Source organism: Shewanella sp. ENK2, from assembly GCF_043568515.1.
GTDB classification, from domain to species: Bacteria; Pseudomonadota; Gammaproteobacteria; order Enterobacterales; family Shewanellaceae; genus Shewanella; species Shewanella japonica.
In genome coordinates, this window is the sequence record NZ_CP171406.1 from 1,773,289 (window position 1) to 1,788,763 (window position 15,475).

At 40.9% G+C, this 15,475-nt stretch carries 16 protein-coding genes; 3 read left to right on the plus strand and 13 right to left on the minus strand.

The window, feature by feature from the left end:
• Positions 1 to 64: 64 nt before the first annotated feature.
• Entirely contained in the window at positions 65 to 1,393 is a 1,329-nt protein-coding gene (locus ACGEDC_RS07850; RefSeq protein ID WP_394497499.1) for a molybdopterin-dependent oxidoreductase, read from the minus strand.
• A gap of 376 nt (positions 1,394 to 1,769) precedes the next feature.
• Here ACGEDC_RS07850 and ACGEDC_RS07855 point away from each other — a divergent pair, with 376 nt between their 5' ends.
• Positions 1,770 to 2,543: a DNA/RNA non-specific endonuclease gene (locus ACGEDC_RS07855; protein WP_055024143.1), complete on the plus strand. Its 774-nt coding sequence runs from the start codon at positions 1,770 to 1,772 to the stop codon at positions 2,541 to 2,543.
• A gap of 97 nt (positions 2,544 to 2,640) precedes the next feature.
• Here the strand turns inward: ACGEDC_RS07855 and ACGEDC_RS07860 are convergent, their stop codons facing one another.
• The gene (locus ACGEDC_RS07860) at positions 2,641 to 3,090 is read right to left on the minus strand and encodes a dCMP deaminase family protein (protein ID WP_055024142.1); all 450 of its coding nucleotides are present in this window, start codon (positions 3,088 to 3,090) and stop codon (positions 2,641 to 2,643) included.
• A gap of 206 nt (positions 3,091 to 3,296) precedes the next feature.
• Here ACGEDC_RS07860 and mtnC point away from each other — a divergent pair, with 206 nt between their 5' ends.
• Positions 3,297 to 3,980, plus strand: coding sequence for an acireductone synthase (gene mtnC, locus ACGEDC_RS07865; protein ID WP_055024141.1), 684 nt, complete (start codon positions 3,297 to 3,299; stop codon positions 3,978 to 3,980).
• Between the two features lie 97 nt (positions 3,981 to 4,077).
• Here mtnC and ACGEDC_RS07870 read toward each other — a convergent pair whose 3' ends face one another.
• Together ACGEDC_RS07870 and ACGEDC_RS07875 are read right to left on the minus strand one after the other, a co-directional pair.
• The gene (locus ACGEDC_RS07870) at positions 4,078 to 5,097 is read right to left on the minus strand and encodes a Solitary outer membrane autotransporter beta-barrel domain (RefSeq protein WP_394497503.1); all 1,020 of its coding nucleotides are present in this window, start codon (positions 5,095 to 5,097) and stop codon (positions 4,078 to 4,080) included.
• 2 nt (positions 5,098 to 5,099) lie between these two features.
• Positions 5,100 to 6,341: a hypothetical protein gene (locus ACGEDC_RS07875; protein ID WP_394497505.1), complete on the minus strand. Its 1,242-nt coding sequence runs from the start codon at positions 6,339 to 6,341 to the stop codon at positions 5,100 to 5,102.
• A 153-nt stretch (positions 6,342 to 6,494) separates the two neighbouring features.
• Between ACGEDC_RS07875 and ACGEDC_RS07880 the strand changes: the two genes are divergently transcribed.
• Complete coding sequence (locus ACGEDC_RS07880; RefSeq protein ID WP_055024138.1) at positions 6,495 to 6,929, plus strand: acyl-CoA thioesterase; 435 nt, start codon at positions 6,495 to 6,497, stop codon at positions 6,927 to 6,929.
• A gap of 253 nt (positions 6,930 to 7,182) precedes the next feature.
• Here the strand turns inward: ACGEDC_RS07880 and ACGEDC_RS07885 are convergent, their stop codons facing one another.
• The 9 genes from ACGEDC_RS07885 to ACGEDC_RS07925 all read right to left on the minus strand — a co-directional run bounded on the left by ACGEDC_RS07885 (position 7,183) and on the right by ACGEDC_RS07925 (position 15,400).
• Positions 7,183 to 7,587: an acyl-CoA thioesterase gene (locus tag ACGEDC_RS07885; RefSeq protein WP_394497507.1), complete on the minus strand. Its 405-nt coding sequence runs from the start codon at positions 7,585 to 7,587 to the stop codon at positions 7,183 to 7,185.
• A gap of 72 nt (positions 7,588 to 7,659) precedes the next feature.
• Positions 7,660 to 8,448: a lipase family protein gene (locus ACGEDC_RS07890; protein WP_394497509.1), complete on the minus strand. Its 789-nt coding sequence runs from the start codon at positions 8,446 to 8,448 to the stop codon at positions 7,660 to 7,662.
• Between the two features lie 134 nt (positions 8,449 to 8,582).
• On the minus strand, positions 8,583 to 9,080 hold the full coding sequence (locus tag ACGEDC_RS07895; RefSeq protein WP_394497511.1) for a hypothetical protein: 498 nt from the start codon (positions 9,078 to 9,080) through the stop codon (positions 8,583 to 8,585).
• Positions 9,080 to 10,012 carry a hypothetical protein gene (locus ACGEDC_RS07900; RefSeq protein WP_394497513.1) on the minus strand — a complete coding sequence of 311 codons (933 nt, stop codon included), beginning with the start codon at positions 10,010 to 10,012 and terminating at the stop codon, positions 9,080 to 9,082. Before ACGEDC_RS07900 ends, ACGEDC_RS07895 begins: the two co-directional genes overlap by 1 nt.
• Positions 10,013 to 10,191: 179 nt before the next feature.
• The gene (locus ACGEDC_RS07905; protein WP_394497515.1) at positions 10,192 to 10,779 is read right to left on the minus strand and encodes a GyrI-like domain-containing protein; all 588 of its coding nucleotides are present in this window, start codon (positions 10,777 to 10,779) and stop codon (positions 10,192 to 10,194) included.
• Between the two features lie 124 nt (positions 10,780 to 10,903).
• Positions 10,904 to 12,697, minus strand: a complete 1,794-nt coding sequence (locus ACGEDC_RS07910) for an AMP-dependent synthetase/ligase (protein WP_394497517.1) — start codon at positions 12,695 to 12,697, stop codon at positions 10,904 to 10,906.
• Positions 12,698 to 12,814: 117 nt separating this feature from the next.
• Entirely contained in the window at positions 12,815 to 14,140 is a 1,326-nt protein-coding gene (locus ACGEDC_RS07915) for a hypothetical protein (protein ID WP_394497519.1), read from the minus strand.
• Positions 14,137 to 14,982, minus strand: coding sequence for an ABC transporter ATP-binding protein (locus tag ACGEDC_RS07920; protein WP_394497521.1), 846 nt, complete (start codon positions 14,980 to 14,982; stop codon positions 14,137 to 14,139). Before ACGEDC_RS07920 ends, ACGEDC_RS07915 begins: the two co-directional genes overlap by 4 nt.
• 43 nt (positions 14,983 to 15,025) lie before the next feature.
• On the minus strand, positions 15,026 to 15,400 hold the full coding sequence (locus ACGEDC_RS07925; protein ID WP_055024132.1) for a GntR family transcriptional regulator: 375 nt from the start codon (positions 15,398 to 15,400) through the stop codon (positions 15,026 to 15,028).
• Positions 15,401 to 15,475: the final 75 nt, after the last annotated feature.

A 15,475-nucleotide genomic window follows, 5' to 3' on the forward strand; every position in this document is an offset into this window, starting at 1 on the left:
CCGTTAGGCGTATTGCTGGTGACAACACCACCGCCTGGCTTACCTTTTTTAAGCGCAGGAAACGCTAAGGTGCCACGCTGGTCAATTTTAGGGTGCTTAACCCCTTTTTTGCCACCGCATCAAGGTAAGGTTTCGAATCAGGGAAGCTCTTATTCAGCTTGATTTTATTAGCAGGGAATAAACCGCCTTTATTATCAATACCACCAAATAAACCATTTAATGCATGACAAGCAAGTGAAGTGTAAGTACCACGGGTGTGCATAACAGCACCACGAGATGTCCACACTTGTACCGCGGGGGCCGCTTTGCCCATATCGCGCGCAATATTGATAATGGTATCAGCAGGAATATTAGTGACAGACTCTGCCCATTCAGGAGTGTAATCTTTTAAGCTGATGTTCCACCAATCAACCACGCCATGAGTATGTAGCTCATTAAATGCAGCAGCATCAACGTCTTGACCCGCAATGAACTGGTTTTGCTTATTAGCAAAATCCCCCACAAACGGCTTATGCCACAGACCTTCAACCAAGGCAACATGGGCAATGGCTAAGGCTAAAACGCTGTCTTGAGCTGGTTCAATTGGGATCCACTTATGTGCCTTACTGGCTGATACTGATAAACGAGGATCGACAACCACAACTTTAGCGCTATCTAATGCCGCGCCCCATGTCTTTGAGTAGTATGAAACTTGACGATTACTCGCAATGGGGTCAGCACCAAATGAAAGAATAAATTTGGTATTTTCAACATCGTACTGATTGTAGCCCCAGTTACCATCTTGATAGTAAGGCCCCATTTTATGGGCTTCTGCACAAATTGAACTGTGAGAGATATTATTCGGTGAACCAATCATCTGGGTAAGATGCTTATACATCAGTTCATTGATATGAGAATAGCGTCCACGAAGTAAGGCGTATTTATGAGATTCATCTGCAGCTCTTAGAGCAAGGATTTTATCAGCAAGTAAATCTAATGCCTTATCCCACGAAATAGGCTTAAACATTGGATCATGCTCTTTACCCTTTTTAGGGTTGGTTCGCATAAGTGGTGTTTTAACCCGATCTGGGTCATACACTTGTTGAAGACTTAAATGCTGTCTAGGGCAACTCGCCTCACCATGTACTTTTGAATTAACATTGCCTCGTATTTTTACTGCTCTGCCATCCATTACGTACACTTGTTTAGCACACCAAGAAGTACAGCCTTGGCAGGTTGTGCCGACCCACTGACCTGTACCTGTAACTGTATCAGCAGCTGGTAACTCATGCTCAATTCCCTTCATCACAGGTTCAATTGAACTCGAACTACTACATCCGATCCCAGACAGTGCAGCACCTGCCACCGAGGTTTTTAATAACGCTCTTCTACCTGTATCTACTTTATTGCTCATCTCAATCCCCTTTGAACACAACACATATGATGAACCATATATATAACCATTCATATATATATATTTGTAAATACTTTTTGAAAAGATATATCTAAGGAGGTAGTTCACAGTTTTAAAAATAATCAAAATTAATGCGACCTAAGTAATAAAATCGTCATAATTTTCTGATTTTTTTCTAATGAAAAAGTCGATGCTAATACATTTTTTGCTTAACCATTAACCATAAATAGACACGTAAAATAACAAGTTACTTTACGATTCATAAATTCACAGCTTAACCCCTAGCACTCACCTTCTTAAAAACGTCACACCTTTGTCATACCTATCTGCACAAAATATTAGCGTCAACTTATCTACTATTTTAAAAGGACTAAAAATGAGGATATTTTTCTTACTTGGTGCATTACTGATTAGTCATACAGCATTCGCGGCTGATAATTGCAGTCGCTACGGTTGTCCCAGTGGTGCTGCATCAAATAACGATCTGATTAATCGTGCTATATATACAATGAGTAATAACCGCACGACTAAATTTGCCGACTGGGTAGCTTATAAAGTCACCCCAAACAGTATTGATGGACCAAGTCGCTCACGCAGTTGGAAATCAGACCCCAATATAGCTAGCGCTTATACGCTAGAAGCCAGTGATTACAAAGATGCGCATGCAATATTACAGACTGACAGAGGCCATCAAGTGCCTCTAGCAAGCTTTAGTAATACCAGTTCGTGGAGCCAAACAAATTATTTATCAAATATCACTCCGCAAAGTTCTAATTTAAACCAAGGCCCATGGGTCAGACTGGAAACAGCGGTTCGCAACTTAGCCCGAAGTGGAAAGCAAGTTTATGTCGTCACTGGTCCATTATATGAATATTACTTTGGTACGCTGCCTCAAGCCGACGAAAACCATCGAATCCCTTCGGGGTACTTTAAAGTTGTCGCAACGATTAGTCATTCAGGATACGTCAAAGCAAGCGGATTTATCATGGAGCAAAATAGTGGGCGTAATGATTATTACTGCAATAAAGAAGTCACGATAGACCAAGTTGAATCACGAACTGGACTCAATATATTGCCTGGGATGTCGAATAGTAAAGCTTACGCTGTTGAATCAAAATTGGGAGGGATTAGCGCCGATATCGGCTGTTAATCAGTATAGATATTAACACTTGAGCTTGCTTGAAAGCCTAATAAAATGCCGACATTTGTCGGCATTAATCATCTAAAAACGCTACAAGCCAAATTGATTACTCGTCTTTTAATGCATCAACAGGTAACCAATTCACTTTAACACCTGCTTGCAAAAACATATCTTGGCTAATTTTAATTTTATCGCCCCAGCGAGATAAGAAATCTTGGCTTTGCTCTGGGCAATATACCCCAGTAATCCCTGTTTGAATGATCTTTGCAGCACAATTAGGACACGGGAAATGGGTCACCCAAATATCGCAGCCATCAAGATCACGCTTAGCAAATAAAATCGCATTTTCTTCTGCGTGCAAGGTCTTGAGTAACTTCATATCACGATCATCAGTTTCAGCGCTGTCAGAAATCCCATGGGGATAACCATTAAAACCGACAGAAACAATACGATTATGCTTAGTGATCACAGCACCCACTTGAGTTGACGGATCTTTACTCCATGATCCTACAAGCTCAGCCATCTGAAAAAATCGTTTTGCCCATTTTGAAATCATAGCGGCTCCCTTTTGCTTGCTGAGTGTGAACTTGGCTTTTATCTATTCATAATACCTAAAGTTAGCAACATTGGCAGCAAATTACAGTGGAATATCATTGATTTGAGTATTCCTCTACTTTGTTCTTACAAATTGACTAGCCATCAGACCTAATAAAGCTTAGGATCTTGAGCAAGCACATTTAAGGATTGGAGTACGTAGACACTATGGGTATTAGAGCGATTATCGTAGATACAGCTGGCACCACGACTGATCTAGATTTTATTCACGATGTACTATTCCCTTATTCAAAAAAAGCCATGGGCGATTTTCTGAGTAAGAATCAACATAACCCATTGGTTGAATACTGTATTAGTGACGTACGTGATCTTGCTTTAGAACAAGACGCCTCTATCGAACGTGTTACAGAAATCCTGTCACAGTGGATTGATGAAGACCGTAAAGCGACACCACTTAAGACCCTTCAAGGGCTAATTTGGAAACAGGGATACGCTAGTGGTGAATTTACTGGTCATATCTACCCTGATTTTATCGATGCGATTCCACGTATTGAAGCGGCAAATATCCGTATTTACAGTTTCTCTTCTGGCTCAGCTGAAGCGCAAAAAATGTTATTCAGTCACAGCGATGCGGGAGATTTAACACCTAAATTCAGCGGTCATTTTGATACCCGTACGGGTAACAAGTTAGATAAACAAGCTTACTGTAATATTCTCAATACCGTGAGCTTAAGTCCTAAACAAGTCTTGTTTATCTCTGATGTGATTGAAGAGTTAAAAGCGGCTGACGCAGCAGGGTTACATACTTGCCAAATGGTGCGTTTTGACAATCAAAAAACCGCTAAGTTTGCACAAATTAGCGATTTCTCGGCTTTACCAATTGATTGCTAAGCCTGCAAATTCAGCGTTGTAACGCATACGCGCTTAACGCCTAATAAAAAACGACCCAAAGGTCGTTTTTTATTATCTGCAACATAACGTTAGTGGGTTAAATCTCTTCATTAAAAAGCAACACCACACTGCCGCCACTTAATACGCTATCAATATTCACCGTCACACCAATACCTATGTTAGTTAACCATGATGATAAAGACGGCGTTTCAATGAGCCAACCTAAACCCGTTTCATAATAATGATTCGTCCCCATGCTATCGACTGCGTCACCGGTTAAGTCTATTCGCTTAAATAAAAAGCGCATTTCATTGCGATAACTTATCACCTCAGGCAGTGGGTAATGATAAATAAATGTATTACTAAAACGGCCAACATGGGGAGTACCTGTTTGTTCAGGTGAGTCTGCATTTATGATATTGCCAAAACCGTAATTAACACGGCTTATAAACTGCCACTTATTTTCCCAAAGCGCGCCTTGATAATGTAATTCAAGCGTAGGATCTACCATCCAGGCATCGTAAGAAGTATTAAATACCTCACCATCAAAGTCTTGACGCAGTCCCTCAAGTGCTGGGCTATAGTCAAAATGATTTCGATACCAAATATAATGACCACCTAAGCCAAGCTGCAACCACCAATTCGAAGATAACTCATACCGCCAGCGCTGCTCAGCAGATAATAGATAACTTTTTTCATCGAGCTTTTCAGTCATGTTCGCTTGATCAGAGAGCTGTAAAGATTGTTTCGAATTAATAAATGAAAACTTCACAAAGCTGGCCGTTTGCCAATCAGGTGATAGCTCAAGCCAATTGCTTTCCCAAGGGATCGAGTAAACGCTTAATTCCTTGCGGCGTTGAATGGATTCTTTAGACCCAGTATCGATATTATCCAGATCCACAATGTTACTGGGATCAAAATTGACAACCCCTAAGGTCACTAAGCCCGCATCCGACAACACAATCGCAGTTGCAATGTTGCCTTTAGTGATGTCACTTAAACTTTGATCCACTGTGATATCCGTATTGGCAAAAGCTAAATGACTTATGAGTGCAAGAATGCAACTAAAGCCCCAGCGAATAACCATAGTCGAATTACTGGTGCTGAACATTTTCATGGCTAACTCTTTGCTGGAAATGCGGGTGAAACACAAGCTTTAACCAAAAACTCGTAACCATAACGACTAGCTTTTGCGTCAGTGGGGGTTATTTCTAAAATCTCATAGTCATTTAACTCAATCACTTTACTATTCAATTGAGACTCACAGCGAGAAAATTGATTACCCTCAAAATAATAAATAAAATTGGCAATCGTCATTCTTACCATCAAGCGATAACTCTCTCGAATAATATCGTAACGTCGCTCAGCCGCTTCATCTGCCCCAACACTCAAACGCTTCACTTCGTTTTGCTGCACTTGTTTAATTGATTGTTGTACCGCATCCTCAATCACCTTTTGAGTGCTCGAGGCGATATCTGGAGGAGTATCTTCGTTAGAAGCTGCAGTCACAGAATCAGGAACAGAAACAGGTGCTGGCTCAGTAGAGCTAAGGTTTTCTGTGTCATTATTCTCAGCAGCTAAAGTTGTTTCAGCCTCTCCCTTAGCCTCTCCCTCAGCCTTACCTTCGACAATTTTCGCACCAACGGCTGACAGTTTTTGCAAACCCGCATCAATATCTTCAGGTTTTTCACCTGTTTCCTCTTCTAACAATTTGATCATTTTTGCTCTGGGATCACTACTTTCAAAGGTGTTTTCAATATCACTTAATAAATACAGGTTAGCTAACACCACATACGCCAATATCATTCGTAGCAATATCGTGCGTTTTCGATAATGCTCACTATTAGTAAAACGTATAGATTTAACGCCAAGCAAGTTAAGTACTGGCATCAATACAAAATAAATTGGGATGACAGCTTGCAGTAGCATTAAGGCGACACCACTCACCAATACGAACCATACAGGCATATACAACAAAATCACTAAGTTGTGGGTATAAGTTAAATGATCCGCATCAACACCTGAAACTTCATTAACGACTGAGGCAGCCCACACCAACGAAAAATTGGCAATAATGGCGTAAAACAGCAGCAGAAAGGCTTTCCCTGCCAAGCTATGCCAAGTCTTAGAAAACAAGGGCCAAAACTCAATCATCATTGCAATCATCGCAATGATTCCCACCATAGTCACACCTTCAGTGGTAAACATCAGGGTAAATGCAATGAAGTACAGCTTTTGCGCCACTGTTAGCTTATTGATGATGGATTTAAGATAGCCCAATATTGCGCTTGGCAAACTTGCTAATGTGATTCCCGGTTTATACAAAAGCTGCATAAGGCGAGGATAATTTATTGATTTCAATCGATGCATTCCATAGCAAAACATTGTTTAACATCATCAAAACATATTGCTCTTTTGATAGCAAAATATTCCCAGCTTGTTGAAGCCTTCATTGCCTGTTACTCTGAATAAAAATCAAACAAGCGTTTAACTTTAAAAGGGACAGCCAATACAATGGAACAGTTTATTCAGCAGCATTCAATTATCACTGAAATTCCAGTGGCATGGGGCGAAATGGACGCATTAAACCATGTCAATAACGTGGTGTATTTTCGTTACTTTGAAACCGCAAGAATCGATTTTTTCAGCCAAATTAATATGATGGACGATCTTGCTAAGACATCCATAGGCCCAGTACTCAGCGAGACTCATGCTCGCTATAAACGCCCAGTCACCTTTCCAGACACCTTGCTAGTCAGTGTCAGCATCAGTGATATTCAACAAGATCGTTTTGTCATGCATTACCGTATTTTCAGTAAAGCGCAACAAGCAGTGACAACAACGGGAACGGCTAACGTAGTGATGTTTAACTTTAAAACAGGTCAAAAAGCCACTTTAACGCCTGAGCTATTAGATGCCCTCAAGCAGCACGCTGAACCGAGTGAGTAGCTATTGGGTCGTTATTAGGTGGTTATTAGATAGTTATTGGGTACTTATCGAGTAATCATCGAGTAAAGCTTCAATCGTCACCGAATAAATTGCGAAGAAAAGCCGCATAACATCACTGTTAATGCGGCTCTTTAAATTTGATTCAACTTGCTTTAGCTATAACAACCCAACACTGTAACTGCCCAAGCTTTGTGTTGCCACGATATTGACCAGTGACACCTGATAACGAGAAATCAAATCTGCAATTGCGTTATCACTCACCCGTTAAGGCAGCAAGCTGCGCCTTAACCTCATCCGACATTGGCTGACTCTTTTCCGTCTGATAGTTGTAATGCACCATAGTGGTTTTCGCTTCTGCAGTTTGGCGGCCATTTTGCCAACAGCTTTGTGCAATTTCAAAACTACTGTTACCCACTCGGCTAATGTGAGTCTTGACTGTCACGTCAGTGCCATAAAAAGTCGGCGCATTAAATACAATATTAAATCCCGCAATAATCATGTTCCATTTAGATAGATCTTGCCCTGGATTAACAATATCAAACACAGGATCTCGTGCGGCCTCAAACCACACTGGAATGACGGTATTATTGATATGCCCTAAGGCATCGGTTTCACAAAACCTTGGGGTAAGGTTTAGGCTAAACTGGGTGTCTGACACAGAGGAAGTCCTTTTATTATTGTTATTATCTCGCCAGCAATAGCTTAAGCTACCACACCAACAGAGTCACCCTTAAATATCATCAAAAAAATCTTTATTACGAATGTACTTATGCATGTAATGAAACGCAAATGGTGACACTATCCAACTTACAAAGCTCAGCACAAATCGTTTTACCGGTGAGGTGTTTTCATAAATTCTTTCATTGTGCAGCCAGAGCATTTTGCCTACATGAAAGAATATCCCAGGCAATGGTGGTAAAAATGTCACTACATCAATATCACAACAGATACGATAAGTACGTCGATGCAATAGGTAGGCTTTTTGAAAGCTTTTAAACCCTGGTGATGGCTGGCCAAATGTCACCACGCGCTTAATCGAGTTGGGATACAAACGCTCTAATCTGTCGGCGGCTAAAATCGCCATTGAACCGCCTGAAGAGTGCCCAGTCAGTGATATTCTTTTACCCGCTACAATCAATGGGTATAACACCATCTGCAGTTGAGAAAACAAACTGATATTGGGATCGTAATGAGGCGGGTTCGGATTGGTTTTCTGCTCTAATAAATAATCATATCCAGCATGGACATTATACTTAGTATCAGCAAACTGTTTGGCTTTAGGCCAGCACTGGCAGTTTATCAGCCATTCGTTCATGGTTTGAGAACCGCGAAATACCACCAGCACTTCTTTTTTATCTTCACGCCACAAAATACGTGCGCAAACGTTACCCCAGCGATTGGCAATCTCACGATAATGCTCACGGGAAAAACCTAATTTCTCTGGCGAAAAGTCATCTCGATAAGTGACTTTGCAAAGCACAGCATAACGTTCATATTGATAGCGTTTAAGTTTTTTCAAAGTAGCAGGTTCAGTTAGGCAAACTGAATTGAGGATAAAGCCCTTTTATGACACTACTGTGATGAGATTATATGGAGTGAGAAAACAAGAAAGTTAACCACTCCTTTTCATTAAGCTATCCATGGTTTAAGCAATTATTTCATCTTTAACTTTGATGCTTTTATCTCGGCTTCCAGCTCGGCTAAGGCTTCTTTGCGATCTTCTACTGCATCAAACTGGTACTGGACAAAAATTTGGTAGTGTTTGTTATTTAGGGCCCAAAAAGTTAATAGCGAGCAAGCCATGCCTAGAAAATAGATTGGAATTGATTGCTTTTGTGAGTCCATGAGTAAAACTGACGGTAAAAAGATAATGAATAGAACTGTAAGATAATACTTGAACATTGTCGCTGCAAAGAAAGAGCCTCTGGTAACGGCAAAATTAAACCCACAAAAAATAATTGTTGTGACAAGCAGATAAAGTAACTCTCCCTCTATTGAGAAGTTCAAATAAAACCTAAGAATAATATAATTAAGAGTTCCAATCGAAAACAACATCGACATTGTTGATAACAGAAAAGCTAAAATCGATTTGGTAGGGGGTAGTAACCCGACGATATCATTATCGCTTTTAGGGGCATTACTTGGTTTCATCAGTCCATAACCTCTTCGTATATTCCCACAGCTAAAGTTTTAATTGTTCCTGACATCGCACTTCCAGTAAAACTTAATGAGGCACCAACAGCATCTCTTAACTGCAATCGAAATGCATCTGTAATTTGAATCCCTGTGTATTTTTTAATCACACCTTTTCTACTTAAAGACTTTATGAGGCGTCCTGAAGCCCCAGGAATGTTAAGTCGAGCAATTTCTTGGTTTAACCTTCTTCGCTCAGGCCTAGATAACCCTTTCAATATTTCTATGGAGTTTTTTGAGGTACTTAACTTCATCATTTTAATAGTTTTAATGGTCGCTACAGATGCTGCTCCTGCACCAGCTAAAGAGACTAAATCAATCGCTGTCGCTGTATTTGTATACCATTCTTGCGAATCTAAATAATCGTTCATTTCTGGATTGTTTACTTCATTAAGCGATCTATATAAACCATTAAGACATTGAGCAGAGCTGGCAGCTGCGGCACCTGCTGCTAAATAAGTGATCGCACTACTAGTTCCACCAGTTAATGGAACCGCAGCCCCACTCCCAATAACAACAGTCCACCCAATAACCGCTGCGCCACAACTTAATACTGTACCTGCAACTTCGGATACCAGCCTAGACTCTCGAACATTGCCTTGACTCCCTTTTAGGTGGGCAGCAAAAGACGATTGGTTCATTTGAGCTGGGGGCTCTCGCAAAATGATTTTGATAGGATTAATCTGGCATATCGCTTCAAATTTACGTAATTCGACAATATTAAATTTACTGTCGATATACACCACACCAGCTCCAGTTAGACCTTGTATTGCATCAATTCTGGCAAACAGGGTTTTGGTATCGATTTCAGATTCAAGCCGAAGACTTAACTGGTTATCATAAAAAGATTGGGTACTTGATTTAAATAATGATTGTCCATTTGCCGACATTCTGATGGGTCCTTCCACTTAGAATTTTGAAGTGACTATTTTACTGGCAACCCTATAGTTAACAATTATTACAAAGTATTAGGGATTCGAATATATGTGGTTAATGGGCGTAAAATCTTCTAAATTATCATTTATAAAATCATGTTATTTTTCATGCTATAGCGAATAAGGCTGTCTAATCACAGTTTTCCAGTTCTCGGCGCTGCGCGGCGAATATCTGATAAATAGATCTCATGATGTTTCCCTGACAACTGATGCCCTGCTGATTCAATATAATCATGTACTTTAGCTACTGTTGGGCCTTCTTCTGAAAAGGGGCCAACATGTAGGATTTGCGCGCTTTGCCCTTCACTAAACGATTCATATCGCACTAAATCAATCGCATCCAATGACTTTTTCAGCTTTACTTGGCTTATTGCCTCTACCACTAACTCTTTATCCACAAGCTCTGGCTGCATGATCATCATAGTCCATTGCCAGTTGTGTTTATTGTCATTAATAAAATCACTCATATCATCGGCCCACCACAGGCCTTCAAGAGGTAACACCCCGTAATCAAGCCCTGTCTCACCCTTTTTAATCATGAACTTGATGGTGTAAGCGACAGAATATAACGCTTCAACTGCTTGCTGATACAGCACGCTACCTGGCTCGCCTTTTCCGTCGACCATTAAATAATGCATCAATGGCACATCAACACTAACCACCTGCTTTTTGGAGGGTAAATACAGATTTTTAAGCTGTTTTTTATAATCAATTTTAGTCATCAACGACTCTACATTTTATACAAAATTCGAAGGAATCTTTTGATACTTTAACGTCATTCAAGCCAATAAAAAAGGACACCATAAGGCGTCCTTTTATCAGCGAATGTTTTATTTAGCGCCCATACTATTTAGCATACATGGCATCAATTTCATTCATGTACTTAGAGTAAATCTTCTTACGGCGCAGCTTCATCGTTGGAGTAATTAAACCCGACTCCATCGAGAAAGCTTCAGGTAATAAAGTAAACTTCTTAATTTTCTCAAACCCAGCAAGTTCATGCTGCAGCTCTTTCAAACGTTGCTCAAAATGCTCAACCACATGAGAGTGACGTAAAAGCTCAAGTGGTGACTCGTAGCTAATGCCTTTCTCTTTTGCCCACGCATCTAATGACTCAAATGCAGGTACAATCAAGGCAGACACATAGTTGCGCGCATCTGCAACAATAGCGACTTGCTCGATGAACGGACAACAGCTTACCTTGCCTTCAACACGTTGCGGCGCAATATACTTACCGTTTGAGGTTTTCATCAACTCTTTGATACGGTCAGTAATGTATAAGTTACCTTCAGCATCTAACATGCCTGCATCACCGGTTTTTAACCAGCCATCTTCGAATGCTTCAGCAGTATCTTCAGGGCGATTGTAATAACCACGCATCACTGTTTCGCCGCGAACTAGAATTTCATCATTCGCACCGATTTTCACTTCCATGGCGTGCAGTGGTTTACCATTCGAACCAGAAACACGATTATCAAGGGTATTACAGGTAACAGTGGCACAGGTTTCTGTCATGCCGTATCCGCAAAGGATTGGTACACCAATACTGTGGAAAAAGCCGCCAACATTGACATCTAATGCTGCGCCGCCAACTGGCATAAACTTAAGACGACCGCCTAATACATTCTGTAATTTGCTGAATACTAATTTGTTGGCCAGCTTCCATTGCACAGATAATGCGGCGCTGGCTTTCTTGCGACCTTGGCCGACTTCAAACTGTCGTGAACCCACACCAATAGCCCAGTTAAATAGTTTTTGACGTATTGCTGGTGCACTGTTCACTTTGTCATGCACAGCGCTATACACTTTTTCTAAAAAGCGTGGCACGACACATAAAGTGTGTGGGCGAACTTCAGCAATCGCTTCTTTAACGCGGTTGGTATCTGCAAGATAAACATTATGACCACCACGACACAGTACATAAAAACTCCAACCACGTTCAAACACATGGCTAAGTGGTAAGAATGCCAATGAGACATCACCTGCTTTAAAAGCGATTTCTGTATCGTGTTGTTCGATCATCGAGGCAATATTACGATAATCCAGCATTACACCTTTAGGATCGCCAGTCGTACCAGAGGTATAAATAAGGGTGAGTAAGTCATCAAGATTGGTTTGCGATAAACGCAGCTCAAGTTCAGCTTCGCTTGCAGGCGTTGTCTCTGCAATCAGGATATCGTCAAAATGGAAATGCTCATCTGAGGCCAGCTTAACATTGCTGTCAAACACCACAACATGCTCAACAGTTGGACACTGTGCTTGGATTTTACATGCTGTTGCGTATTGACTCTCATCACCTGCAAAAATGACTTTAGCGCGGGCATCATTAACGATGAAAACAGCTTGTTCCATTGGGCTTGTTGGGTAAACAGGTACAACTACGTTTCGTGCTTTAAGTGCGCCAATATCTGCACATGTCCATTGTGGGCTGTTTTGCGCAACGATAACCACTTTGTCTTGGGCTTGCAGACCGAAATCAATTAACAGCTGTGCCACTTTATTAGTAATAGTATCAAATTGGCTCCATGAAACTTTGTTCCAAGGGGCTGCCATCTCAAATCCTTCGAGTGCGATGTTATCTTCTAATGCTGTGCTTTGCTGCTGTAGAAGTCTGACTAAATGAAATTGTTCGAGAGACATTAATAATTACCTTTTAGCTTACAAGTGTTCCGCTTTTTGGCATTCTACTTTAAGCCATACAGAAAAATAAGAGTTTTTAGTCTAAATTAGCGTCAATTCACAGATTATCGCTACATTTTACAAACTGGCAACACCATTTTTCCATAGTTTGTGTTTGCTGATAACGAGTAAAAGCCCCATTAACAGCAGTAACCCGAGATCTCCCCAGTAATAGCTGGCAGTTATCATGCCTTGTTCTCGCAAGTCCACTAACGAGGTCGAAAGCCAAACTGAATGAACAATCACAATCAGCATGGTTAAACTAATTTGTAATACTGAGCGGCTCATTGCACCCAATGCTAATACCATACCTGAAGCCCAAATCGTACTGGCGACGATATGTAAGCCTGCCAATAACGTCATCTGTGCATTAAATAATGCCGACACCAATGTGATGACAGTAATGATACTCAGCACAATGGCCAATAAATGAAGCTGTGATTTAAAAAATTGATCAACTAATCCACGTTTTCCGCTAAAGGTCGGTAGCATAAATAAGGTTTCAGCTGCGCGCCAACGATGCACACGTGTCCAGTGAATTAAACTGCACACCATAATCAACATTTGCGATAACACCATAATCACAGGGACTTCTGCATCAAAATAAGCTGACAGTAAAATAGCGATAATGCTTAATATCGGTAATACCAGCAGTAACATCCCTAGCATAGGACCAATAAAATAACTGGCGGGGTGCAATAACTGGGTTAATTTTATAAACCAGCGATTCTGCCCTGCAATAGGGCCGATCATCCAACCGGTTTCTAACCCATTTAAGTAAATACTGCGGGCATGAAGGTTCCAACTAAAGCGTTGCAGTTTTCTATAAATTAATGCCCCTAATACCACTGGCAATAACGCTAAGAAGTGGCCAACCTCAACAGGTAAAGAGACTATTACCTCAGGTAAGATAGGCAGAAAAACAAAAACAAAAACGGAAAAGTTAAAGCGTTGAGGTCGATTCAAACACGCAAGAATAAAACCCATTCCAACGCTAAGATAAGCTAACAAAAAACCAATATTGATTGGCTGCGGGCTAAGCAATAAAACACTGATGCAAGTTAACATCATCACGATAAACACGAGTGCGGCTTGCTGCTTTACTCGTTGGTAATATCCAGGAATTAACACGCCTTGCTCATTGGCCGACAGTTTGATGAACTGCCAGGCAATTGCCACTGAAATAGACAAAATACACATGCCTAGAGCAATACTAACTACGTCAACTTGTTCAGGTTTACTAATGATTGCCAGTACAGCAAGACCGATCCCCAATAGCGCTACCAGCAAAAAGCTTACACTACCAAAATCACGACACCACAATGAATAAAATCCATTAAGGCACTGTTTTACGCCGATGGATTCAGGTGATCGTTTTGTCGAGTTCACATGGGAATGATTCATCGATGTAATTCCATGAATAATTGATCCAAATTTAAGGAGCTAACTTGAGTTGAACCGGGTATTTCAAGCTGATTTTTATTATCCACCAGCACCTGTTGTTGATGACGGTTTAATACTTTAACCCCTTGCGGCAGCGTTTGGTTTTCGCCTAGCTGAACTAAACTCACCTCTTCACGCAATGCATCAATTTCTTTAAATAGCACCAACTCACCACGTTTAATCAATGCAACATGACTTGCCACACGCTCTATATCTGAGGTGATATGAGATGAAAATAACACAGCAGAACCTGACTCTAAGGCCAATTCGAATAAATCCCCCATGAATTGACGACGTACAATGGGATCTAAACTCGCTACTGGTTCATCGAGCATAAGCAATTGCGGACGATAAGCCATTGCCATAATCAAGGCTAATGATTGGCGCTGCCCAACCGAGAGCTTTTGCACTTGTTGTTTAGGGTCAAGGCCAAATCGCTCAAGCCACTCTGTTTGTAAACGTTTATCCCATTGCGGATAAAAGCTACTGTGTAACTCTAACGCGCTCGCAATAGTAAAACCTTCATAACCAAATGGTTGCTGAGGTACATAGCCAATTTTAGCTTTCGCTTGAATAGATAGGGATGCAGCAGGCTCGCCTAAAGTTGAAATACTACCAGACTCAATATCAACAATGCCTAATGCAGCACGCATTAACGTCGATTTACCCGCACCATTTTGACCTAATAAGCCTACGACCATGCCAGCTGACAAGCTAAAACTTAACTGTTTAAGCACTACATTATCGTCAAAATACTTGTCGACTTGGTTGAATTCTAAAATTGCCTCAGTACTGATATCCATTTAACGTATTCCTTGTTAACTTACTGCTGTTATGGCTTTTTTATTATTGTTTCCACTGAGTTGCCACTAACGCTTGCAACTCCTCAAGGCTGATACCTAATTGCTTTGCTTGATTGATTAGATCAAGTGCTTGGGGGACAAGTAATTGCGGACCCGACGTGTCATCGTTAGATTGTCTGTTCGCGACTCGAGTAGGCTGCCCACGACGACGCTCGAGCCAACCTTGCTCTACTAATTGTTGAATCGCTCGTGACACTGTCATTGGGTTAACCGCTAGGTGCTCAGCAAGTTGTCTCACCGAAGGCAACACTTGGTCCACTTGTAATTGGCCACCCACAATTAACCGTACAATTTGCTCATGCAATTGTCGGTAAATGGGTTCGCCACTACTGGGGTTGACTTTTATTAGTTCTAGCATTAGCCTTTACTTACTGTATTAATACATTGATACACCGATACACTAATGTTAAGTTACCACAATCATCCTGAAATG